This window comes from Nostoc sp. DedQUE12b (assembly GCF_034530835.1).
In the GTDB taxonomy this organism is placed as follows: domain Bacteria; phylum Cyanobacteriota; class Cyanobacteriia; order Cyanobacteriales; family Nostocaceae; genus Nostoc.
In genome coordinates this window covers 1-23,686 of record NZ_JAVRCI010000096.1, presented here as the reverse complement: position 1 = coordinate 23,686, position 23,686 = coordinate 1, and the positions used below count along the sequence as shown (strand labels likewise).

The following is a 23,686-nucleotide window of genomic DNA, read 5'->3' as shown; positions in this document are numbered from 1 at the left end:
TTGAGGATTTCGGCATCGGTGATTTTGGTACGCAGGGTGCTAAAGTGAGACATTTGGGTTTCCTCCAATGAGAAGATTGAGAAAAACGACAACGGTTTGTTTTGGGCGAAGCCGCGCTTAACAGGATGCGGCTTTTCTTATAACTGCTAGCATTTTCAGCTAGCCTTTCCCCCTGGGATGGCAGAGGAAAGCTTTTAGAACTCCATTCGCTGATATTCAGCTACGGAGGATGCTGCGGGGCGGGCGCGCTGTCTGGCCCAATCTCTCAGAGCCGTTACTTGTTCTTGCATCGTTCGAGACAGCGGCAGTGTTGCCTTCAGTGCAGCAATAATATCTAGTTGGGTGAACTCCCGATCTTGGGCAAAAGCTTCATACATTGCCGCAACGATCGCTTGCTCTATTTCTGCCCCAGAAAAGCCATCAGACATCTTAGCTAGTTGCTCAAGATCGAATCGAGAGATGTCTTCACGGCGTTTGGTCAGATGAATATTGAAAATCTGCTGCCGTTCTTCCGGTGTTGGCAGATCGACAAAGAAAATTTCATCAAAGCGTCCTTTCCTCAAGAATTCGCCAGGTAAGCGTTCTACTCTATTGGCGGTTGCCATCACGAACACTGGTGATTTCTTATCTTGCATCCATGTGAGGAAAGAGCCGAAGATTCTACTTGAAGTCCCCCCATCAGAATCAGAAGAACCTCCACTACCAGCAAAGGATTTATCTAATTCATCGATAAACAAAATCGCTGGGGAAATAGATTCTGCTGTTTTCAAGGCGTTACGCAGATTTGCTTCACTTCGTCCCACCATTGAGCCGTCGTAAACTCGCCCCATATCCAACCGCAACAGTGGTAAACCCCATAGCCGGGAAGTAGTTTTAGCGATTAATGACTTACCGCAACCAGGAACTCCTAAAATTAGCATCCCCTTTGGTTGAGGCAAACCATACTCTCTCGCTCTTTCTGTAAAAGCGTTAGAGCGCTGCTTGAGCCATCTTTTTAACTCTTCTAAGCCACCTACAGCATCAATAGTTTCATCTTCTTCAATGTATTCTAAGATGCCATTGCGCCGAATTAGTTGCTTTTTCTCAGATAAAACGATATCTACTTCATCTTCCGTCAAACGCCCTGTAGTTACCTGTGCCTTACGGTAGACTTTTTCAGCTTCATCTTTAGTTAGACCTAAAGCGGCTCTGAGAAGTTTTTCTCTGGCTTCTGTTGTCAGTCGGCGACCACGATTTTGGTCTATATGGTGAGTTAAGACTTTGTTCAACTCAGCCATATCTGGCAATGTAAAGTCGAGAACGACAACTTCTTTTTCCAGTTCTATAGGTACTTGTTGCATTGGAGACATCAATACGATGTTCTTCTGCATACCTTTGAAACTAGCGATCGCATCACGTAGCGATCTGTTAGTCGCAGGCGCATCTATAAAGGGGTGTAAATCTTTAAGAATAAATATACTTGGTTCTTTCTGCCGAATTATCCACTCAATCGCTGCCTCTGGAGACACCGTATTGTGTTGGGTAACATTCCGGGGCTGACCGTACTCTACAATCCCGTGTGTTACTGTCCAAACAAATACTCGGCGCTGGGGCTTTAACTCTGACTGGGCGATTGCGGAAATTGCTTGCTCAGCCCGCTCTTCCTCGGAGGTCACAAGGTAGATTAAAGGGTATTGAGCTTGAATTAGGATCTTGAGCTCTTGGTTCATACTTCGACCTACTTGAGACCTTATAGAGACAGTAGAGACATTGCTTCTGGTAAAGACAACCGAATCATTAATATCTATCTAGCAAGGAACTAACTCTTCCTCACCCTTGGGATTGGTTTGATCTTCATCAATCTCATCGAGAGAAAGATGCTCTTGACCAACTACTCCTGGTTGATTGCCTAAAGTAACCAGTTCCCCATCACGTAAGACTAGTGAGCTATCACAGGTTGGGCATGAATAAACTCTATGAGTCCGCCCGTAAGAAGAATCTTCTAACTCGTCAACCAATTCTTGATTGGATAGGTAAAAACCAAGGGCACGTTCGGCAAGTTCTGACATTGGCTCGGAATCAACTGCTGAACGAATCTTCAGTTTTCTGTGCAACTCTGGCGATAAATACAAAGTGACCTTTTGCTTAGTTTGCGTTTGCATATAACTCTTTAACGGTCTTACCCGGGTATGTATATCAAATTATCGGTTCTTTTCTTGGTTGTCAAGACAGCAAAACGTTTTAACGCCATTTTTGTTACATTTATTTACATTTATGGCTAAAATACTATTTTATTGAGCGCAAAATAGCTCAATAAAAATCTGTCAGAATTAATCAGGACTTACGCACTCAAAACCTGAAACCTTGATGCGAATTAGCGATCGCTAATTAACGATGAACCAATGATTGTCTGACTTAGCTTCTTTTTGAAGCGTCAGCGGATTAAAGTTGAGCACCTTTACATCATTGGTTGTAAACAACTGATATCCACAGGAGATTCCAGTGAATGACACTAACATAGTAAATAGAGACACAGAGTCGATTACAACACCACTGACAATAAATAGAGTAATTACTAATTAGTGTTATAAAGGACTTGCTTCGAGCTTCCTCTACTGTGAACTCAAAAGAGAATGGTAAATATCCTGAATATTATTGAATTTTGCATGAGCGCTCTTTCGGTGCATTTCCCGATTTGGGAATAACTCGTAAATTGTCGAAGGTATTGATCTGAGTTTCTGGTATTTCTATAGAATCAGTAACTTTGGCAAAATGTGTGATGTAAATGGCTACTGCTAATAAAATCTGTAGTTTGGGGCGAAGAATTTATCGGTTTGCCGCCAGCGTTAGCGGAGTCATTGCCCTGTTAATCATGCTGGGGGGTTGTACTACAAATGATTTTAATGGCGGAGCGATCGCCTGGAAAACTTATAGCAACTCCCGTTATGGGTTTGAATTTCCATATCCGAGTAATTGGATTTCGTTAGCAGCATCAGAAAATGGTGATGGAATTGCGTTGATTTCACCACAGGATAACTCAGTGGAAATTCGCGGGTGGGCAAGTCATCAGCTGCCAAATGCTCCAGAGTCCATGAAAAAGATAAAATCCAACTTTCAGACCGCTCAAGGAGTATCTGGGGTACTACTTGTAGAAGTCGATCGAGGAGTAAGTTCTATGACATTGACGCTAACTCAGAGTCAAGTGAAATACCATTTACAGGGACGGAGTAAGAGGCAAGATTTTCAAAATTACTATCGTTTGTTTTATTACATTGCCCAGCAGTATCGGATTTCAAAGTTTTAATGGAGCGTTGGGCATTGGGTACAAGAGGCAGAGGTGCACAGAGGCAGAAGAGCAGAGGGGAAAAACTTACTGCAACTTTTTCTCGGTTACAGAGCGCAGCCTCTTGTAGAGAAGTGCTGCTCCCCTGCTCTTTTGCCCTCATCTCCTGACTTCCCACTCTCCCCAAAATCCACATCTCTCCCAGAATGATGATTGAGAGGGTACAGAAACCTGATAGATTTAGCTATCAGCGAGTAAAAACTGGTGAAGATGAAAGTCCTGGTTATTGGTGGTGATGGATATTGCGGTTGGGCAACTGCTCTTTACCTTTCCAATCGAGGTTATGAAGTTGGAATTTTAGATAGTTTGGTGCGGCGGCACTGGGATAATGAACTTGGTGTCGAAACTCTCACTCCGATCGCACTAATTCAACAACGTCTCCAGCGCTGGCAAGATTTGACGGGTAAATCGATCGACTTGTTCATCGGCGATATTACAAATTACGAGTTTCTCCATAAAACATTACAGCAATTTCAGCCAAATGCTCTGGTGCATTTTGGTGAACAGCGTTCGGCCCCATTTTCCATGATTGACCGAGAACATGCAGTTGTTACCCAGGTCAATAATGTAGTTGGGACGTTGAACTTGCTGTACGCCATGCGGGAAGATTTCCCCGACTGTCATTTGGTGAAGCTGGGGACGATGGGTGAATACGGTACACCCAACATTGACATCGAAGAAGGGTATATCACCATTGAACACAATGGACGCAAGGATACCCTACCTTATCCCAAGCAGCCCGGTTCGATGTACCACTTAAGCAAAGTTCATGATAGTCATAACATCCACTTTGCTTGCCGGATTTGGGGATTGCGGGCAACTGATTTAAATCAGGGTGTAGTTTATGGCGTCTTAACCGAAGAAACGGGGATGGACGAACTACTGATTAATCGGCTGGATTATGATGGTGTGTTTGGTACAGCACTGAACCGCTTTTGTATTCAAGCAGCGATTGGGCATCCGTTAACTGTCTACGGTAAAGGTGGACAAACTCGCGGATTTTTGGATATTCGGGATACAGTCAGATGTGTGGAATTAGCGATCGCTAACCCTGCCGAGGCTGGTGAATTCCGCGTATTTAACCAATTTACTGAACAATTCAGCGTCGGCGACTTGGCATTGATGGTGAAAAAAGCTGGTAACGCTATGGGATTGAAGGTAGAAATCAATCATTTAGATAATCCCAGAGTTGAAAAAGAAGAACATTATTTCAACGCTAAAAACACCAAATTGCTCGATTTAGGTTTACAGCCCCACTTGCTTTCTGATTCTTTACTCGATTCTCTGTTAAACTTTGCCATCAAGTATCAGACACGAGTAGATCACAAACAAATTCTGCCTAAAGTCTCTTGGCACAGAAATTAAAATAAACCCCAGTAAATCGTGGGTATAAAAATGGTCGTCGTATTTTAGCACAATATGACGACCAACTATTTATTATTTATCAGGTGTATCTTCCAGCTACTACCAAATTTACTGTTTACTGTTTACTACAGTTATTTTGATTGTGCAGAATTGATTACAGGACGCGAGACAGTTTACTCTGTGTTTAATAGCAAAATGCACTCTTAAGCTGAGATTATCTGCCTGGACTGAATAGTTTTTTATGAGAATTGCCCTATTTACCGAAACCTTTTTACCCAAGGTTGACGGCATTGTAACGCGTCTGCGCCATACTGTTGACCATCTACAGCGCAGTGGTAATCAAGTGCTGGTAATTGCCCCTGATGGAGGCATTACAGAACACAAAGGCGCTAAAGTTTACGGCGTTACTGGCTTTCCTCTGCCATTGTATCCAGAATTGAAAATGGCACTTCCCCGCCCAGCCATTGGGTACGCTTTGGAAGAGTTTAAGCCAGATATTATTCATGTCGTAAATCCAGCAGTTTTAGGTTTATCTGGCATATTTTATAGCAAAATCCTCAAAATCCCCTTGGTGGCCTCTTATCATACCCATTTACCCCAATATCTCCAGCATTACGGCTTGGGGATGCTGGAAGGTTTTCTTTGGGAACTGCTCAAAGGCGCTCATAATCAAGCTGCTTTGAATCTGTGTACTTCCACAGCAATGATAGAGGAACTGACAGCACACGGTATTGAACGTGTAGATTTATGGCAGCGTGGGGTGGATACAGAATTATTTCACCCCGATTTAGCTAGTGTAGAGATGCGATCGCGCCTATCGCAAAATCATCCAGAAAGTCCATTGTTACTTTACGTGGGGCGGCTTTCTGCTGAAAAAGAAATTGAGCGCATCAAACCAATTTTAGAAGCAATTCCCGAAGCGCGGTTAGCATTGGTTGGAGACGGGCCGCACCGTCAAGCATTGCAAAAACACTTTGCTGGCACAAATACTTATTTTGTTGGCTATCTTATGGGGCAAGAGTTAGGTTCTGCCTTTGCGAGTGCTGATGCCTTTATTTTTCCTTCTCGTACAGAAACACTAGGTTTAGTACTACTAGAAGCGATGGCTGCTGGCTGTCCCGTTGTAGCAGCCCGTTCCGGGGGAATTCCCGATATTGTAACAGATGGGGTAAATGGATATCTTTTTGAGCCAACAGCAGATGTTCAAGGAGCGTTAGCTGCTACTATTCGACTCTTAGAACAAAAACAACAACGAGATATCATCCGTCAAAATGCCCGCCAAGAAGCAGAAAGCTGGGGTTGGGCAGCCGCCACCAGGCAGTTACAAGATTACTATCAAAAGGTGATATTTTCTGAACAGTTGGCAAAATAAGAGGTAAGGAGTGGGGAAGTCAGGGATTAGGGAGAGCAGGGGAGGTAGAGGGGAAGAATTAATAACCATACCCAATGCCCAATGCTCAAAATTTAAAATCTAAAATCTAAAATTCCCATGACCGAAACAAACTCATGATACAAGCCCATTTATTTATGGGGATTATTAATTTTGAATTTTGAATTCGGAGCGAAGCAACGTGACACTCCCCAACTCTGGTAGCGTCTTGGCTACATTAACTGAATTGACTCAAGTTAATCGTGCTCACGCCTTACTGCGTCGCGTCAAAGACTTATCTGTTAATGAATTTGTTTGCTTACTCGACTTTATAACTGCTGAGTTCCAGCAATTTCTGAGAGCTATTGAACTAATCAATAATGAAGCTCTAGAAACTATGTTGGAGAAAGTATTAGAAGCTATCACACTCAAAATTGGTCAAATTCTCCAAGCAGAACATACAGCCATTTTTTTAGTTGATTATGACAAAGGTCAACTGTGGTCAAAAGTTCCTCAAGATAATACCCAAAAATTCTTAGAAATTCGTACTCCCATTACAGTGGGTATCCCTGGTCATGTTGCTAGTACAAGTCAATATCTAAATATATCTGAAACTTATACTCATCCTCTATTTAGCCCAGAACTTGAAAAACAAATGGGCTACAAAATCCGTAATATTTTATGTATGCCCGTTATCAGTAGCAAAAACCAAACTGTAGCGGTAGTGCAACTAGCTAATAAAACCGGGAATGTTCCGTTTAATCATGATGATGAAGAACGTTTTCGAGACTTTGCTGCTTCAATTGGTATTATTCTGGAAAGCTGCCAATCTTTTTATGTAGCGGCTCGTAATCAAAGAGGCGCAACGGCTTTGTTGCGGGCAACTCAAACACTGGGGCAAAGTTTAGATTTAGAAGCAACTTTGCAGATAGTCATGGAACAAGCTCGAATTTTAATGCAAGCAGACCGCAGCACACTGTTTTTATATCGTAAAGAACTTAACGAACTCTGGACGAAAGTTGCAGTGGCAGCAGATGGCACAAACTTGATAGAAATTCGCATTCCCGCTAATCGTGGCATTGCTGGATATGTAGCTTCTACTGGTGAAGCCTTAAATATTTCCGATGCTTATAAAGACCCCCGCTTTGACCCGACTACAGATAAAAAAACTGGTTATATAACTCGCAATATCCTGTGTTTACCAGTATTTAATTCTGCAAATGAATTGATTGGCGTTACACAATTAATTAATAAGCAGCAAAGCAGTTTTACTGCTTCTGATGAAGAGTTTATGCGAGCTTTTAATAATCAGGCAGGAATTGCCTTAGAAAATGCTCGACTGTTTGAAAATGTGCTATTAGAAAAACAGTATCAAAAAGACATTTTACAAAGTCTGTCAGATGCTGTGATTTCTACAGATATGGCAGGACAGATTGTCACGATTAATGATGCAGCCCTAGAGTTGCTGGGTTGTCCGATAGGAGACGCTAATAGCAAGAACAACAAACTTTTGTGGGAACAAAATTTGATTGGTCGCCTAGTTTGGGAAGTTGTGCCAATTGAAAATCTCCAAATGCGACTAGAAGATAGTCTCAAAACTGGAGCTAAACATTATGTGCCTGAGCAAAGTTTGATACTGGGAATTTATCAAGTGCTGAGTACTGTTAGCGATAGCGGGGCGTTTAGCCCGTGCCGATTACTGACTGAAACTCAGCACTCAGCACTCAGCACTCAGCACTCAATACTAGCACTGCGCGATCGCACTAACCCCGATATTTTTATTCCCTGGAATCAACCTCTGACTCCCCAATCTGAGTTTCTCACTTCTAATGAGGTACAAACATTAGAGCGCAATATAAATCTTACTGTTAATCCCCTGACTAACCCAGAAGGCGGTGTACGTGGTGGTTTGGTGGTCTTAGAAGACATTACTCAGGAAAAACGGATGAAAACTACCATGTCCCGCTACCTGACGCCCCATGTCGCTGAACAAGTTATGGCACTAGGGGAAGATGCTTTAATGGTAGGCGAACGGAAGGAAGTAACTATCTTGTTTTCTGATATCCGGGGCTATACAACACTTACGGAAAATCTTGGCGCAGCTGAGGTGGTATTGCTGCTCAATCAATATTTTGAAACGATGGTGGAGGCGGTTTTTAACCACGAAGGCACTCTCGATAAATTTATTGGTGATGCCTTAATGGCGGTATTTGGTGCGCCGCTACCATTGACAGAAAATCATGCTTGGAGGGCTGTGCAGTCAGCGTTAGATATGAGACGCCGCTTAGAGGAATTTAACCAACGGCGAATTATCCAGGCGCAGCCGCAAATTCGTATTGGCATTGGGATTAGTTCTGGGGATGTGGTTTCGGGTAATATTGGTTCCCGTAAACGGATGGATTACACCGTCATTGGAGATGGTGTAAATTTAAGTTCGCGCTTGGAAGCAGTAACTAAAGATTACGGTTGTGATATTATTTTAAGTGAATTTACTTACCAATTGTGCAGCGATCGCATTTGGGTGCGCCAGTTAGATAAAATCCGAGTCAAAGGGAAACACCAGGCAGTTAATATCTACGAGTTAATTGGCGATCGCAACACTCCCCTAGATGCCAACACTCAAGAGTTTTTATTTCATTATCATACTGGACGCGATGCTTATTTATCGCGCAACTTCTCACAAGCGATCGCTTCTTTCGAGTCCGCTAAATCTATCCAACCACAAGACCAAGCTGTTAATATCCACCTAGAGCGTGCGCGTAATTACCAACAAACGCCGCCTCCAGAGTCCTGGGATGGTATTTGGACAATGCTTACTAAGTAGTCAGTGGTCACTTGTCAGTTCCCAATGCCCCGTATCCCATTCCCCATTTAATCTTTAGTCTCTCCCTGGTCATCTTGAAACGGAGCTTCGCCAATTCCTAGCTCTTTTTTTGAGCGTTTCAACTGTTTCCATAGTTCCTTTATTTGTTCGTAAGCTTCATCTGGAGGCACTTTTCCACCTGTTTCTAAATTGCAAATGTAACTTACGCGTTGAGCAAATTCCTGTAAATTGGCATTAAAAACCAAGTTTTCTGGCTTCACCTGACCGTAGTAGCGACCACGAGGGAAGAGAAAATCATCCTTGTTCACTATTTTTTTCTCCATTTATTGAATTCACCTTGTGTTTAGATTTGTGAAGCTGAATCACTAGCTAACCTAATCTTCTTTTGTCAAACTGGGGGAAATCAAATCATCCAACTCCTTTTCCAATTGGTGATGTAGAAATTGGTTGATTCAGATTTTGATACTACGAGGATAAAGCTTAAAATACTTTGTGTTGTAAATATTACACAAAATTTGGCGCTAAAGTAACTAGAGAAAATATTTGATTTTTCTCCCGGTAGTCAATTTATCTCATCTTAATTTATGAAGTTCAAATTGTAATTAGCTTCAGTCAAAACCTTGAGGTACAAATTATTATCACATACCAGTATGTAATAGTAACTTTATTTTTGAAAAACAATTACAACCCTGATAGTAAAACCACTTAGGCAAAGATACTACATGCAAAAGTTAATTGTCGTCTATTAAAAGTTAGAGATTTAGTTCTAAATTTTTGGCAACTGCCTATTAACGAGCGACCCAGAAGAGAAAATTGGTCTGGGTATTAGTTATGACTTATTTTACCCTGCCCCTGTTTTGTCTTAAATAGTCACCAATGGCTAATAGTTAATAACTAAAGATAAAATGGTGAAGCCTCAAAGGACGACTTTTGTCCATCGCCTAAAACATTACCTGCCACCATGTCTGTTAATTCCAAATTATACGAAGGCAAAGCAAAAATTCTTTATACAACGGACGATCCAGAAGTCTTGTTGGCTGATTTTAAGGACGATGCCACGGCGTTTAACGCCCAAAAGCGTGGCAACATCCAAGGGAAAGGAAAAATTAATTGTAGCATTTCTAGCCAGCTTTTTAAACAGTTAGAGGCTTATGGTATAAAGACTCACTTTATCGACAGCCCTGCCCCGAATCAAATGCGGGTGAGGGCAGTAAAGATTTTACCCTTAGAAGTAGTGATCAGAAATATTGCTGCTGGCAGTTTGTCTCAGCAAACAGGTTTAGCAGTGGGTACAATTCTGAAACAGCCTTTGGTTGAGTTTTATTATAAAAACGATCAATTAGGAGATCCTTTGTTGACACGCGATCGCCTCTACCTGCTAGAACTAGCGACTGCGGAACAAGTAGATGCAATTACACATCTTGCATTGCAAATCAATGAATTTCTGAACAACTTTTGGCAGCGGTGTGGCATTACCCTAGTAGACTTCAAACTAGAGTTTGGTTTGGACTCACAACAGCAGTTGCTCTTGGCAGATGAAATTAGCCCCGACACCTGCCGTTTGTGGGATACCGCAGAAAAGGACTCAAACCGTCGAGTAATGGACAAAGATCGCTTTCGCCGAGACTTAGGAAATGTAGAGGATGCTTACCAGGAGGTTTTACAAAGAGTGCTAAAAGCAGTAGAAACTACAAGTTAACCAGGTAAAAACCAAAAGGTCAGAAGGAATTATATTTAACTTTTGCCTTTTGCCTTTTGCCTTGTAAAGTAAAAAAGCAAAAGAAAAAAATTATGTTTTGAAATTTTACCTTTGGCATAAGGGCATTATTGCCTTGTGATGGTGTGTGTGTGGTCGTGAAGAGGAATATAAGTAAAATGCGTTTATCTCCCGTATTGCTGGCAGCAGTAGCAATTGCAGCCCCTTTGGGTGGCTCATTGAGTGCAAATGCAGAAACCGCCAACAGTTCAAAACAGACAACAGAAGTTTTGACACTAGAAACAAATCAGCAGCCAGAAAAGGACACTGGTCAGCTTAACTCTAGTAAAAGTTTAGAATCTCGACCTAAATCCACAGGAGTTATAGAAGCGGAGCGTCCCCAATCCCGCGTCGTCGCAATTTACCCTGCAAACCCAGCAGCGGGCGCGACCCCAGAGGTAATTGTGCCAACCTCCACAACGTCAACAACTGCACAAACCCCTGAAATCAATCCCAGCCCTACTCAACAGCCGTCTCCGGCTCCAGATATTCCACCGCCAGAAATTCAAGAACCAACGCCTTCCCCAACTCCTGAGACCACTCCAGTCCCAGAAAATGTCAATCCACCGACAACGGAACCTTTATTACCGACAACTCCCGAACCATCAACCGCTCCAGACATTCCTCTCCCACCTAGTCAAGAAAGAACGCCTGCGCCATTCCCAGGCACTACTCCTGGTCCGCAGAATGTTAACCCACCGGCAACTCCGGGCAATACTCAACCCAACACAGCCCCAGAAGCCAACGATCCCCGCGTACTGGTATCGGAAGTAGTAGTTAGATCCCAGGCTGGCCAACTATCACCAGAACTGGAAAGCCAAGTTTACAGAGTAATTCGTACCCAACCAGGACAAACAACCACCCGCAGCCAATTGCAAGAAGATATTAACGCTATCTTTGGTACTGGCTTTTTCTCCAACGTCCAAGCAGCGCCAGAAGATACCCCCTTAGGAGTGCGGGTAAGCTTTGTTGTCCAGCCTAACCCCGTCCTCAGCAAAGTAGAAGTGCAAGCCAATCCTGGCACTGGTGTCGCTTCTGTACTCCCAGCTAACACTGTGGATGAAGTATTTAAGGAGCAGTATGGCAAAATTCTCAATTTGCGTGATTTGCAAGAAGGCATCAAGCAGTTAAACAAGCGGTATCAAGATCAAGGTTACGTCCTAGCCAACGTAATTGGAGCGCCACAAGTCTCTGAAAGCGGAGTTGTTACCTTACAAGTAGCAGAAGGGGTAGTAGAGAATATTAGAGTCCGGTTCCGCAACAAAGATGGTCAGGAAACAGACGAGAAAGGACAACCAATTCGCGGACGGACACAGGAGTACATCATTACTCGAGAAGTGGAGTTGAAGCCAGGACAAGTATTCAATCGCAACACAGTGCAAAAAGACCTACAGCGCGTGTATGGGCTGGGACTGTTTGAAGATGTGAATGTGTCCCTTGACCCTGGTACCGACCCCAGCAAGGTGGATGTAGTAGTGAATGTAGCTGAACGCAGCAGCGGTTCTATTGCGGCTGGGGCAGGGATTAGTTCTGCTAGCGGACTTTTTGGAACAGTTAGCTATCAACAGCAAAACCTGAACGGTAGGAACCAAAAACTGGGGACAGAAATACAAGTAGGAGAACGAGAACTGCTGTTTGACTTGCGGTTTACCGACCCCTGGATCGCAGGAGATCCTTACCGGACTTCCTACACAACCAATATTTTCCGTCGCAGTTCTATTTCGTTGATTTTTGATGGTAAAGATGAAGACATTAGGACGTTTGATCCGGGTAATCCCACGGATGTAGATTCTCAGGATCGCCCCCGCATTCTCCGTCTAGGTGGTGGTGTCACCTTTACCCGTCCCCTGTCTGCCAATCCTTATAAAACTTCTGTCTGGACTGCCTCAGCGGGTTTACAGTATCAACGAGTTTCCGCCCGTGATGCTGATGGCAATCTGAGAAAAACAGGAGCGGTATTTGATGATGATACTGGAAACCGCCTGAGTGATGAAATTCCACTGACCCTCTCTAGCAGCGGCCAAGACGATTTACTACTGTTGCAAGTGGGGGCACAGCGCGATCTCCGTAATAATCCCCTGCAACCCACTAGTGGTTCTTATCTCCGCTTTGGAGTCGATCAGTCAGTCCCTGTGGGGCTAGGCAACATCTTCCTCACCAGATTGCGGGGTAGCTACAGCCAATATTTACCCCTTAAGCTGATTAACCTCAGCAAAGGGGCACAAACCTTAGCATTTAACTTGCAAGCAGGAACTATCCTCGGTGACTTGCCTCCCTACGAAGCTTTTACCCTTGGGGGTAGCAACTCCGTTCGGGGTTATGAAGAAGGAGCATTAGGTAGTGGACGCTCTTATGTGCAAGCATCAGTTGAGTATCGCTTTCCAGTTTTTTCAGTAGTTAGCGGCGCACTATTTTTTGATCTCGGCAGTGACCTGGGAACTAGTACTAGGGCTGCTGAAGTATTGAACAAAAATGGCAGTGGCTATGGTTATGGTCTTGGCGTTCGCGTCCAGTCTCCACTGGGGCCGATTCGGATTGATTACGGTATCAACGATGATGGTGATAGCCGGATTAATTTCGGTATTGGCGAAAGATTTTAATTAGTCATTAGTCATTGGTCACTTGTACTGAGCGTAGTCGTTGGCGCAGCCTCTCGTAGAGAAGTATTGGTCATTAGTGAATCACAAAGGACTAATGACAATTCTCTTTCTAAATTAGCTTGCTAATTTTTACATTTACCTCAATACTGTTCCGATAAAGGGATTAATGACATTTTTCAGGGAATATCAGGGAGTTTGCCAAAACAGACGATGAACAATACTAAAGGAAATATATTGACTTTTCGGCTATGCGACAGCACACTCTAGCAGCCCAAATCACCCAAATAGGGGTGGGACTGCATAGCGGTGTGAATACCCAAGTGCGGATATTACCAGCCGAGGTGGGAAGTGGACGCTACTTTGTGCGGGTGGATTTACCGGATTTGCCGATCGTTCCAGCCCAAGTTGCAGCAGTTAGTCACACTGTTCTCTCAACTCAGTTGGGTAAGGGTGAGGTATATGTTCGCACGGTAGAGCATATATTGGCAGCACTTTCAAGTATGGGCGTGGATAATGCCCGGATTGAAATTGATGGCCCAGAAGTCCCACTTTTAGATGGTTCAGCAAGTGTGTGGACAGCCAATATTGCCCAAGTTGGCTTAGTCTCACAACCCGCTAACAACCAAGTTCCCTTAGCTATTACAGAACCCTTATGGGTCTATCAAGGGGATGCCTTTGTATGTGCCCTCCCAGCACCAGAAACCCGCTTTAGTTACGGTATTGATTTTGACCTGCCCGCTATTGGTAATCAATGGCATAGTTGGTCACTAACCGCTGAACTAGGAAAAGCATCTGCTAGCTTTGCTGCGGAAATTGCTCCTGCGCGTACTTTTGGGTTACTACACCAAATTGAACACTTACAAAAAACAGGATTAATTAAAGGTGGCAGTTTGGATAATGCACTCGTTTGTGGCCCAGAAGGCTGGCTAAATCCACCGTTGAGATTTGCAAATGAGCCAGTCCGTCATAAAATCTTGGATTTAGTAGGAGATTTGAGTTTACTAGGAACTTTTCCTCGTGCTCATTTTTTAGCGTATAAAGCCAGCCATAATTTACACATTCAACTGGCTCAGAAAATTTTAGATTTTGGACTTCGGCTTACCTCGCCTCCGGTTCCATCGGGCCAAGTCGAGATGCTCGGCATAAGTCGCTCAGTCGAACGATTTTAGATTGTAGATCTGATCTAAAGTTTTCATCCAGGATTCATTAAGGCTTTGGATATACGCCTGCCTACTCAACTTTTAAATAAAAAATCAACTACACGGCCAATGTCAATCCTCACTGAAGTGAATACCATCGATACGACTACACCTACATCTACCGAACCACAGGGTATAAATGAGATTACAATCAGTTCTGAGATTAAAACAACTTTCACATCTGAAGAAATTCAGAAATTGCTACCCCATCGCTACCCATTTTTACTTGTAGACAAAATCATTGACTACGTACCAGGTAAAAAAGCTGTTGGGGTTAAAAATGTCACTATTAACGAACCCCATTTTCAAGGACATTTCCCTGAACGTCCACTGATGCCAGGGGTGCTAATTGTTGAAGCAATGGCACAAGTTGGAGGCATTGTCCTAACTCAAATGTCTTCGGTAGAAGGCGGGCTGTTCGTCTTCGCTGGTATCGATAAAGTTCGCTTTCGTCGCCAGGTCGTGCCGGGGGATCAACTAGTAATGACGGTGGAACTGTTATGGGTAAAACAACGTCGTTTCGGTAAGATGCAAGGTCGTGCCGAAGTTGATGGTCAACTTGCTTGTGAAGGAGAATTAATGTTTTCTTTAGTTAGCTAAAAGTTTGCTTTCGTGGTATGGGCATAGCCGTGAAATGCCCCTACTGAATCCTAAAAAAGGATAACAGTTAAAAAATCCACAATAGCATCTGATAATTTTTTGATTTTCGCCGCCCTCTCTACGAGACGCACTCACAAACACACTTAACTTGCTTTGACCGACACTTTCGTTCACTGAAATATTTCACGCTCAACAACGCCAGTCGCCCCAATGGGGCGGTAGTCGGTACAACTCTTTTAACCAGAGTAACGCGCTGCCTCAAAAAAACCGCCTGGCGCTGGATTATTAAGACAGTTCTGGAGATTCACCCTTGAAAACGCTAATTCATCCAACTGCTGTAATTCATCCGAAATCGGAACTCCACCATACAGTGCAAGTCGGTGCCTATGCTGTGATTGGAGCGCATGTCAAAGTGGGCCCTGAAACAATAATCGGCGCTCATGCAGTACTAGAGGGACCTTGTGAAATTGGGGCGCAAAATCAGATTTTTACAGGTGCAGCCATCGGCATGGAACCCCAGGATCTGAAGTTTGTAGGAGAACCAACCTGGGTCAAAATTGGTGATAACAACTTGATTCGTGAGTACGTTACCATTAACCGTGCTACCGGTGCTGGTGAAGCGACGGTAATTGGCGATGGTAATCTTTTGATGGCTTATGTCCATGTGGCTCATAACTGCGTCATTGAAGATCAAGTAGTGATTGCTAACTCTGTGGCATTGGCTGGTCATGTCCATATAGAATCACGCGCTAGGCTAAGTGGGGTTTTAGGTGTCCACCAATTTGTGCATATTGGTAGACAAGCAATGGTGGGAGGTATGGCACGTATTGACCGAGATGTGGCCCCATATATGCTGGTGGAGGGAAATCCAGCGCGGGTGCGAACCCTCAATCTTGTCGGACTCAAACGGTCTGGTATGGACTCAGCAGATTTACAAATGCTGAAAAAAGCCTTCCGCATTCTCTACCGTTCTGATTTGTCTTTTAAGGATGCTTTGGAACAGTTGGAATTGTTAGGAGATAGCGAAGAATTGCAGCATCTGCGACGCTTCCTTCTACTTTCTCAGATGCCTGGAAGACGTGGTTTAATTCCCTGTAAAGGGAAAAAAGGCGCAAGTGATGAATCGTGAGATGTAAGATATATCATGTCTGTCGATTTATCCACAAGCACCCCACCCCCAACCCCTCCCCGCAAGTGAGGAGGGGAGCAAGAGCGTAGCTGGCGGGATGGGGTTGTGAGGAATTTTGGTTAATTGGCCAGACATCATAATTTATGAGTTATGAGTTGATGACTTAAGTTTTTAACTCTTCACTCCTAACTCCTAAACTCTTAATTTTTACTAATTACCAATTATCAAATGCGGATATTTATCAGCACTGGCGAAGTATCTGGCGATTTACAAGGGTCGCTACTAATTTCAGCGCTGAAGCGTCAAGCTGCGGCAATTGGGTTGGAATTAGAAATTGTGGCGCTGGGTGGCGAAAAAATGGTAGAGGCTGGGGCAATTTTGCTGGGAAATACCAGTAGTATTGGCTCAATGGGTATTCTAGAAGGGCTACCTTATGTTTTACCGACTCTTCAGGTGCAACGTCAGGCGATCGCTTCCTTAAAGCAAAATCCACCTGACTTGGTAGTGCTGATCGATTATATGACTCCCAATCTGGAAATTGGGACTTATATGAAACAGCATCTGCCAGATGTACCTGTGGTGTATTACATTGCTCCCCAAGAGTGGGCTTGGTCAATAAGTTTGCGGAGAACTAACCGAATTATTGGTTTTACAGATAAGCTGTTGGCAATCTTTCCACAAGAAGCCCGTTACTTTCGCGAGAAAGGCGCAAAAGTTAGTTGGGTGGGACATCCTTTGGTTGACCGAATGCAAGATGCTCCTAGTAGGGAAGCAGCTCGTGCAACACTGGGGATTGCTCCAGAAGAAATTGCGATCGCACTCCTCCCCGCCTCTCGCCGCCAAGAACTAAAATATCTTTTACCAGTAATTTTTCAAGCTGCCCAAACTATTCAAGCTAAATTACCTGAAGTTCGTTTCTGGATTCCCCTATCGCTAGAAGTCTATAGACAGCCAATCGAAGAGGCTATTAAGCGTTACGGTTTACGGGCGACAGTTATATCAGGTCAACAAATGGAAGTTTTTGCCGCTGCTGATTTAGCCATTAGCAAATCTGGTACTGTCAATCTAGAACTCGCTCTGTTAAATGTGCCACAGGTTGTAGTTTATCGCCTCAGTCGCCTGACTGCGTGGATCGCTCGGAAAATTCTCAAAGGTTCAATAACCTTTGCATCGCCACCTAACTTAGTAGTGATGAAGCCGATTGTGCCAGAATTTTTACAAGAGCAAGCCACAGCAAAAAATATTACCCAAGCAGCGATGGAACTGCTACTCAATCCCAGTCGCAGAGAGCAAACTTTGCTAGATTATGAAGAAATGCGGCAAAGTTTAGGAGAAGTTGGGGTTTGCGATCGCGCGGCTCAAGAAATTTTGCAAATGCGACCAAATATATTGAGGTGTCATGGCTTATGAGATGAAAAAACAACGAGCGATCGCAGTTGACTTATTCGCTGGTGCGGGCGGTATGACTCTTGGCTTTGAGCAAGCTGGTTTTGATGTGCTAGCGTCTGTGGAAATCGACCCGATCCACTGTGCAACACATGAGTTTAACTTCCCTTATGCGAGAGTGTTATGTAAAAGTGTTGTGGATACTACCGGGGAAGAAATTAGGAATCGGTCTGAGATTGGCGATCGCGAAATTGATGTGGTTATTTGTGGCTCACCATGTCAAGGATTTTCCCTAATTGGTAAACGGGCTGTTGACGATCCTCGAAACTCTTTGGTATTTCACTTTCATCGACTGGTTATTGAACTAAAACCGAAATTCTTTGTGATGGAAAATGTCCGGGGGATAACGGTTGGTGAACATAAACAAATCCTCCAAACATTAATTAGCGATTTTAGAATTCACGGCTATAAAGTAGAAGAAAATTATCAAATTCTCAACGCTGCAAATTACGGAGTACCACAGTCCCGTGAGAGATTATTTCTTATAGGTGCAAGAGAGGATGTAGAGTTACCGAAATATCCTCAGCCGATTACTAAACAAGCATTACTAAATAATTTAAATTCAAAAATAATATCTGACATTCCATCGAGTCCTACAGTATGGGATGCAATTGGAGATTTACCTGAAATAGAAAAATATCCAGAGTTGCTAACAAGAGATTGGGTTGTTGCAGACTACGAAAAGCCTAGTAATTATGGTCTTGTACTTCGCGGTATAAAATGCCTAGATGATGATTATTCTTACAAACGAGAATATGATTTGCGAATACTTTCTTCAAGTTTAAGAACCAAACATTCTGCGGAAACTGTTAAACGTTTTCAGGAGACTCAACAAGGCGATAGAGAAAAAATTAGTCGTTTTCATAAGCTACATCCTGGTGGTGTCTGTAATACTTTAAGAGCCGGAACAGATAAGTACAGGGGTTCTTTCACATCTCCTAGACCGATTCATCCATCTACGCCCCGCTGTATCACCGTTAGGGAAGCGGCGAGATTGCATTCTTACCCCGATTGGTTTAGATTTCATGTAACCAAATGGCACGGTTTTCGACAAGTTGGTAACTCTGTACCACCATTACTAGCAAAGGCTGTAGCGTCAGAAATTATTCGCAGTTTGAATATTTTGCCTTTTAAGCCGGGTTTGAGCTACACGTTGTTAGAGGAGAAGCTATTACAATTTAATATGTCGCAAGCGGCACAATATTATCAGCGTGATTAGTAAAAATACACTTTGTAATATGTGCAAGGTTGGGCTAAGTCCAAGCACGGAAGAATGTACTATCTTCCCAGACATTAGCAGCCCGTTGAGCGATCGCTGTTAATTCTTGCTCCTTCAGAGGCACAAAAGCCCGCGCTATATTGACATTATTCTTTAATTGTGCAATGGTTTCTGCGGCAATTACACAACAATGAACTCCAGGCTGAGACATTGTGTAACCTAAAGCTTGCTCCATACCTGCCAACCCACCTGATTTAAACAGCCGACCATAAGCCGGGACTTTCATCGCAATCACACCGACATTTTTTTCTTGAGCAACTGTTAGAACCACTGGGATAAATGGACGTGGGTGGTGTTTATCGGCGGCATTCACAGGAATCAGTGTAGTGTGGAAAGGATAGCGACGTAACCCTTCAGCAATCACTTGAGGGTCGTGATGTCCAGTAATACCTGCAAACCGCACCAATTTTTGTTCTATGGCTTCTTCTAAAGCTTTAATTGCACCAGATGCACTAAAGATGGTGTCGAGTTCTTCGGAAAAAGAGACGTGATGCAACTGCCACAAATCGAGATAATCTGTATTGAGACGTTTAAGCGATCGCTCCAATTCTCGCCATGCACCATCCCGATTTCTTTGATCCGTCTTGCTTGTTAAAAACACCTTTGAGCGATGGGGTGGTAGCACTTTGCCTAAATAATCTTCACTCGGCCCATAACTAGCGGCTGTATCAAAGTAGCGAATGCCAAGTTCTAGCGCTCTTTGAATAATTGCTGTAGCATCACCCTCTTTTCCTTCCCAGGATAACGGCGTTTGTCCTGCTCCTCCTAACCCGAAGATCGGGAGTTTTACTTGCGTGCGTCCCAGTAACCGTTCTGGGATAGTTGCTGGCGGTGTTGCAGTGTTGGTAGTATTTTGCTCAAAAGCATTAGTTGCCACAATACCTCCAGTTACAGCAATGCTAGTAATTAGGAAATTACGCCGCGTTTTTCCTTCTGTCATGATTGGCTTCGGGTGCGAAATAACTTTTATTATAAAATTTTAGCTAGGGAGAATTAACCGGATATCTTTCTAAAGGATAAATCCATCACATTTCATCAGCATAGGTAAAAATAAGAGCGATCGCGCTTACAAAGTAGCTTCTTTAAGATTAGCAAGAGCTTCTTCAATTGTTTCATCTTGGTCAACTGTGCCGACTTCAGGACATTCAGCAACATACATATCTTCTTCTTTGTGAAGAATGGCAGTTAATGTTTTAGTCTTCATAGAATTTTATTTTGATAGGGATAGTTGAGCGATGCCTACGGTGGTAAACAACGCGCTCCTTTTTCTAGTTTAGATTTGAGGTGTGATCGCGTTACTTGCCAGCGACGGCATTTTTTTCGGCGTAGTTAAGATTTTTTTGATATTCTTTGATTTTTTGTTGAGCTACTACATAATTTGGGCTAGAAGATGGCACGAATTTCATAAGTGCGATCGCACCTTCCCAATGACTCACAACTGTCTTCCACTCATCTGAAGATTTTGCTGATTGAGTCAGGTTAGCTGCATTAATTGCTTTACTTACTGCCTCTCGGAATGTATCAGTTTGGAGTAACACAGTCGGCGATTCTGAAGTCACTGGTGAGGGTGGAACTAATACAGACTTTGATGGGATTTGTGTTGAACTTTTAGAAGTTAGAGGGAGTATTTCTGAAAATCTTGAAGAAAAGTATATTCCTAGAGGAATTGAAAATATTATAAAAACGATCAATAACTTTTTATTTAAATTACGAGCCTTCCGTCGAAGCTCGATAATTGTATTTTGCCTCTTGCTCAATGAAATATTTGATTTTATTGTGTTTAATCCCATTTTGCCACGCAATTTATTGAGTTCTGTCTCTGTTTCTAAATTAATGTTTGATTCACTTGTATTTTTTTGTTTATTGCCAGAATAAGCAGATATTATTCGATGTTTTACTAAATATTCAATTTGATAAATCAGGGCACTAGCAGAAATATAGAATAACCCAAATATTAATCCTATATTATTATTGATGTTTTGTATTTGTGTATAATATTCAATTTGTCTATCGAAGCTAGAATAAAATAATGGTAGAACTATTGTAGAAAAGAACGCTGCTATCAGTATAGAAATTACAATTACAAGCCAAGCGTACAATCCTTCCCACCAACTCATTATTCCTGGTAAAAATCCTTGTGTTTTACCTATTTCGGGTGCTTGAATTTCTGATATAAACCGACTAATAAGTAAGTGTAAGCAATGATGAGTCAAAGAAATTATAGGAATTGGAGATAAGATTAACAATATTGTAAATATAACAAATAATTGCAAACTGTGTGCAAAATATACGATATCATAGCCTAGCTTTCCAGTATTTTTGACTATAAATATAATAACTCTCAAAAATAGAGTCCAAATCAATGCTTTTAACCAAGAGCTAGGATAAGGAAACCATAATGGCCAGTAAAAGTTTTGTGTTTTTTGCTTAATAACTTCTTGATTATTCGGCTGCGTCATAACCTATAAATGCAAAATATAAATTATTTATTGTCTATATTATGATTCTCTTTTTACACCTATAAAAAATATTTTCAGACTTTTTTATTCCTATATTTAAAGTTTGGTTGGATTTATCATATCTCTTGTAAAAAGCCAGATTGGAGACTGTTTTATACATGATTATGTAAGAGAGATTAAATACTAACGTTCTTTTGTAATCACAGAGCTACCATTACTAATACTTACTTTTTGAATAAAAACGTCAGTACAAGAAGATAAAATATCAGTACTGATTTGATTAGCAATAAATTCAAAATCTTGGTTTGTTAATCCCTGCGCAGTATCGCCACTTAAGTTAATATAAATAGTTATATTTTGAGGATTACTAGAAGAGTGTTCATCATCTACTGGTTCTAAATCAGCTTCTACCATGCCCAAATCAAACTCTTTACTCCAAGTCGGAAACTCCTTACCTGTTTGTTGTCCATAAATTTTGACTCTTTCAACAGATGCAGCCCCTAAAGCTGTTAACCCTTTGCGGATAAATGCAACTAAAATTTGCTGATTTAGTACTTGGGCAGATTCTAGCGTTACCTCTAAGCAAGCATCTTGTAAAGCAACTTTTGCGTTGATCCCTTTGGGGTATAAGTGGCGGTTCATCAGAGATGCGATCGCTTCTGCATCTCCCTGTTTTGCAAGTTTTAGAATATTTGGCTGTGTCATAACCAGTAAAAGAGAAAATCTAGGAAAATAAGCTTATATTCTCAGGATTCCCTCTTGACAGCCTTAAGTAACATTGTGATGCAAGATCTCAGCTAACCTGGTCTAAAATATTTAGTATAAAGATGGTCTTTCACAGACTTTTACAAAAATATATTTTCCCTGTATCAACATCAAAAACTCTTGTTTTTGTGGTTGCCAAATTAACAGGATTAATATTAATCAGTTAATTCCAATTTTCAATATGAAGTTTTCCCGAGATCATGTTTGGCCTTCGACGCTAGAAGAAGCCATAGTTATCCAAGAAACGCTGCAAAATCAAGTAATTACTGAAGATCAACTGCAAGAACCTATCCAGTATGTTGCTGGGGTGGATATGGGTTTTGAAGCTGATGGAACAATTAGCCGTGCCGCTGTCGCAGTGCTGAGTTTTCCTGATTTGCAAGTAATCGAGACAAGCCTAACACATCGTCCTACGACCTTTCCTTATGTTCCTGGGTTCCTCTCATTTCGGGAAATCCCAGCTGTCCTCGATGCCCTGGAGAAAATTAACACAACACCAGATATCATTCTGTGTGATGGCCAAGGAATTGCTCATCCCCGCAGATTAGGTATAGCTAGCCATTTAGGGTTACTTATAGATATGCCGACAATTGGTGTAGCTAAGTCCAGGTTAGTAGGTAAGCATGAGGAATTGCCAGAAACCAAAGGCAGCACGCAACCACTTATATATAAAGGTGAAACCATTGGGGCAGTTTTGCGATCGCGCACAGGAGTAAAACCTCTGTACATATCCAGTGGTCATCGAATTAGTTTACCGACAGCGATTGACTATGTATTGCGCTGTACGTCCAAATATCGGCTGCCAGAAACTACACGCATTGCTGATAAATTAGCGTCGGCAAAATAAAGCTTGTTGAAGTTTTTTCTAAATACTTGCTTCTACCGACTCAATCATGTTAGGAATCGCACAGAAAGAAGTTGAAGTAGCTAAATACGATTTAGAAAGTTAGAACCATGAACGCACTAACTTTACAGTGGCACGATGCAGGTCAAGATAAAACTCAAAATATTTACGAACAACAGCCAAGTCAAAATCATGGCACTGTCCGCATCGGTCGCGACCCCCTCCGGTGCGATATTGTTCTGAGTCATCCTACTGTGTCTGGACTGCACGTTGAAATATTTTTTCATCACCAGCAACAGCGCTTTTATATCAGGAATTTGCGATCGCAAAATCCCCCCGTTATCGATGGACGGCAATTAGTCCAAGGTGAAATGCCTTTAACTGAAGGCACTAGTATCACTTTGGGACAAATAAAACTCAATGTTACAAGCGTTTCCACAGGTAGCATTCCAACAACAATTTTGCTGCCACCCAATCCAGCAGTAAATCTAGGACATCACCATCACCCAGCAACACCCCCCGCACCACCGCCAGGAGTTTATGGCTTAGAATGCCCCAAATGTCATAAAGTTTCCCCAGGAGAGAATCTACAAATCGGCTGTCATTGGTGTGGGACATCTTTAGCTGCGGCTGTGAGTGTGTTGGTAGCAAAGAATTAGGCAGCAGGCGACAGGGGAGCAGGGGAGCAGAGGAGCAGGGGAGCAGGGGAGCAGGGGAGCAGGGGAGCAG

At 42.6% G+C, this 23,686-nt stretch carries 20 protein-coding genes; 13 read left to right on the top strand and 7 right to left on the bottom strand.

What is annotated here, in order from left to right; translation table 11 throughout:
• Positions 1-194: 194 nt before the first annotated feature.
• Entirely contained in the window at positions 195-1,709 is a 1,515-nt protein-coding gene (locus tag RMY16_RS29020; protein WP_322662068.1) for an AAA family ATPase, read from the bottom strand.
• 78 nt (positions 1,710-1,787) lie between these two features.
• A complete protein-coding gene (locus RMY16_RS29015; protein WP_322662066.1) occupies positions 1,788-2,141 on the bottom strand; it encodes a hypothetical protein in 354 nt (117 codons plus the stop codon).
• 623 nt (positions 2,142-2,764) lie between these two features.
• Here RMY16_RS29015 and RMY16_RS29010 point away from each other — a divergent pair.
• The 4 genes from RMY16_RS29010 to RMY16_RS28995 all read left to right on the top strand — a co-directional run bounded on the left by RMY16_RS29010 (position 2,765) and on the right by RMY16_RS28995 (position 8,880).
• Positions 2,765-3,283: a hypothetical protein gene (locus RMY16_RS29010; protein WP_322739268.1), complete on the top strand. Its 519-nt coding sequence runs from the start codon at positions 2,765-2,767 to the stop codon at positions 3,281-3,283.
• Positions 3,284-3,532: 249 nt separating this feature from the next.
• On the top strand, positions 3,533-4,687 hold the full coding sequence (locus RMY16_RS29005) for an NAD-dependent epimerase/dehydratase family protein (protein ID WP_322662261.1): 1,155 nt from the start codon (positions 3,533-3,535) through the stop codon (positions 4,685-4,687).
• Between the two features lie 241 nt (positions 4,688-4,928).
• On the top strand, positions 4,929-6,059 hold the full coding sequence (locus RMY16_RS29000; RefSeq protein ID WP_322662062.1) for a glycosyltransferase family 1 protein: 1,131 nt from the start codon (positions 4,929-4,931) through the stop codon (positions 6,057-6,059).
• Between the two features lie 199 nt (positions 6,060-6,258).
• Positions 6,259-8,880: a GAF domain-containing protein gene (locus RMY16_RS28995; RefSeq protein ID WP_322739267.1), complete on the top strand. Its 2,622-nt coding sequence runs from the start codon at positions 6,259-6,261 to the stop codon at positions 8,878-8,880.
• A gap of 47 nt (positions 8,881-8,927) precedes the next feature.
• Here RMY16_RS28995 and RMY16_RS28990 read toward each other — a convergent pair whose 3' ends face one another.
• On the bottom strand, positions 8,928-9,203 hold the full coding sequence (locus RMY16_RS28990) for a hypothetical protein (RefSeq protein ID WP_322739266.1): 276 nt from the start codon (positions 9,201-9,203) through the stop codon (positions 8,928-8,930).
• A 638-nt stretch (positions 9,204-9,841) separates the two neighbouring features.
• Here RMY16_RS28990 and purC point away from each other — a divergent pair.
• The 7 genes from purC to RMY16_RS28955 all read left to right on the top strand — a co-directional run bounded on the left by purC (position 9,842) and on the right by RMY16_RS28955 (position 18,829).
• Complete coding sequence (gene purC, locus RMY16_RS28985) at positions 9,842-10,579, top strand: phosphoribosylaminoimidazolesuccinocarboxamide synthase (protein ID WP_322739265.1); 738 nt, start codon at positions 9,842-9,844, stop codon at positions 10,577-10,579.
• Between the two features lie 176 nt (positions 10,580-10,755).
• Positions 10,756-13,236 (top strand): BamA/TamA family outer membrane protein, encoded by a 2,481-nt coding sequence (locus tag RMY16_RS28980; protein ID WP_322739264.1) that lies wholly within the window; start codon positions 10,756-10,758, stop codon positions 13,234-13,236.
• Between the two features lie 248 nt (positions 13,237-13,484).
• The gene (gene lpxC, locus RMY16_RS28975; protein WP_322739263.1) at positions 13,485-14,405 is read left to right on the top strand and encodes a UDP-3-O-acyl-N-acetylglucosamine deacetylase; all 921 of its coding nucleotides are present in this window, start codon (positions 13,485-13,487) and stop codon (positions 14,403-14,405) included.
• 99 nt (positions 14,406-14,504) lie between these two features.
• Positions 14,505-15,035 carry a 3-hydroxyacyl-ACP dehydratase FabZ gene (fabZ, locus tag RMY16_RS28970; protein WP_194046775.1) on the top strand — a complete coding sequence of 177 codons (531 nt, stop codon included), beginning with the start codon at positions 14,505-14,507 and terminating at the stop codon, positions 15,033-15,035.
• A 310-nt stretch (positions 15,036-15,345) separates the two neighbouring features.
• Positions 15,346-16,164, top strand: a complete 819-nt coding sequence (gene lpxA / locus RMY16_RS28965; protein ID WP_322739262.1) for an acyl-ACP--UDP-N-acetylglucosamine O-acyltransferase — start codon at positions 15,346-15,348, stop codon at positions 16,162-16,164.
• Between the two features lie 228 nt (positions 16,165-16,392).
• Positions 16,393-17,574 (top strand): lipid-A-disaccharide synthase, encoded by a 1,182-nt coding sequence (gene lpxB, locus RMY16_RS28960; protein WP_322739261.1) that lies wholly within the window; start codon positions 16,393-16,395, stop codon positions 17,572-17,574.
• Positions 17,564-18,829 carry a DNA cytosine methyltransferase gene (locus tag RMY16_RS28955; RefSeq protein ID WP_322739260.1) on the top strand — a complete coding sequence of 422 codons (1,266 nt, stop codon included), beginning with the start codon at positions 17,564-17,566 and terminating at the stop codon, positions 18,827-18,829. Before lpxB ends, RMY16_RS28955 begins: the two co-directional genes overlap by 11 nt.
• A 34-nt stretch (positions 18,830-18,863) precedes the next feature.
• Here the strand turns inward: RMY16_RS28955 and RMY16_RS28950 are convergent, their stop codons facing one another.
• The 4 genes from RMY16_RS28950 to RMY16_RS28935 form a co-directional block, all read right to left on the bottom strand.
• The gene (locus RMY16_RS28950) at positions 18,864-19,829 is read right to left on the bottom strand and encodes an aldo/keto reductase (protein WP_322739259.1); all 966 of its coding nucleotides are present in this window, start codon (positions 19,827-19,829) and stop codon (positions 18,864-18,866) included.
• A gap of 126 nt (positions 19,830-19,955) precedes the next feature.
• The gene (locus RMY16_RS28945) at positions 19,956-20,093 is read right to left on the bottom strand and encodes a type II toxin-antitoxin system HicB family antitoxin (protein ID WP_322739258.1); all 138 of its coding nucleotides are present in this window, start codon (positions 20,091-20,093) and stop codon (positions 19,956-19,958) included.
• Positions 20,094-20,184: 91 nt separating this feature from the next.
• Positions 20,185-21,348 carry a hypothetical protein gene (locus RMY16_RS28940; RefSeq protein WP_322739257.1) on the bottom strand — a complete coding sequence of 388 codons (1,164 nt, stop codon included), beginning with the start codon at positions 21,346-21,348 and terminating at the stop codon, positions 20,185-20,187.
• Between the two features lie 183 nt (positions 21,349-21,531).
• Complete coding sequence (locus RMY16_RS28935; RefSeq protein WP_322739256.1) at positions 21,532-22,053, bottom strand: hypothetical protein; 522 nt, start codon at positions 22,051-22,053, stop codon at positions 21,532-21,534.
• A gap of 241 nt (positions 22,054-22,294) precedes the next feature.
• Here RMY16_RS28935 and nfi point away from each other — a divergent pair, with 241 nt between their 5' ends.
• Together nfi and RMY16_RS28925 are read left to right on the top strand one after the other, a co-directional pair.
• Entirely contained in the window at positions 22,295-22,960 is a 666-nt protein-coding gene (gene nfi, locus RMY16_RS28930; protein WP_322739255.1) for a deoxyribonuclease V, read from the top strand.
• A 107-nt stretch (positions 22,961-23,067) separates the two neighbouring features.
• Positions 23,068-23,616, top strand: coding sequence for an FHA domain-containing protein (locus RMY16_RS28925; protein WP_322739254.1), 549 nt, complete (start codon positions 23,068-23,070; stop codon positions 23,614-23,616).
• The last annotated feature ends 70 nt before the right edge of the window (positions 23,617-23,686 follow it).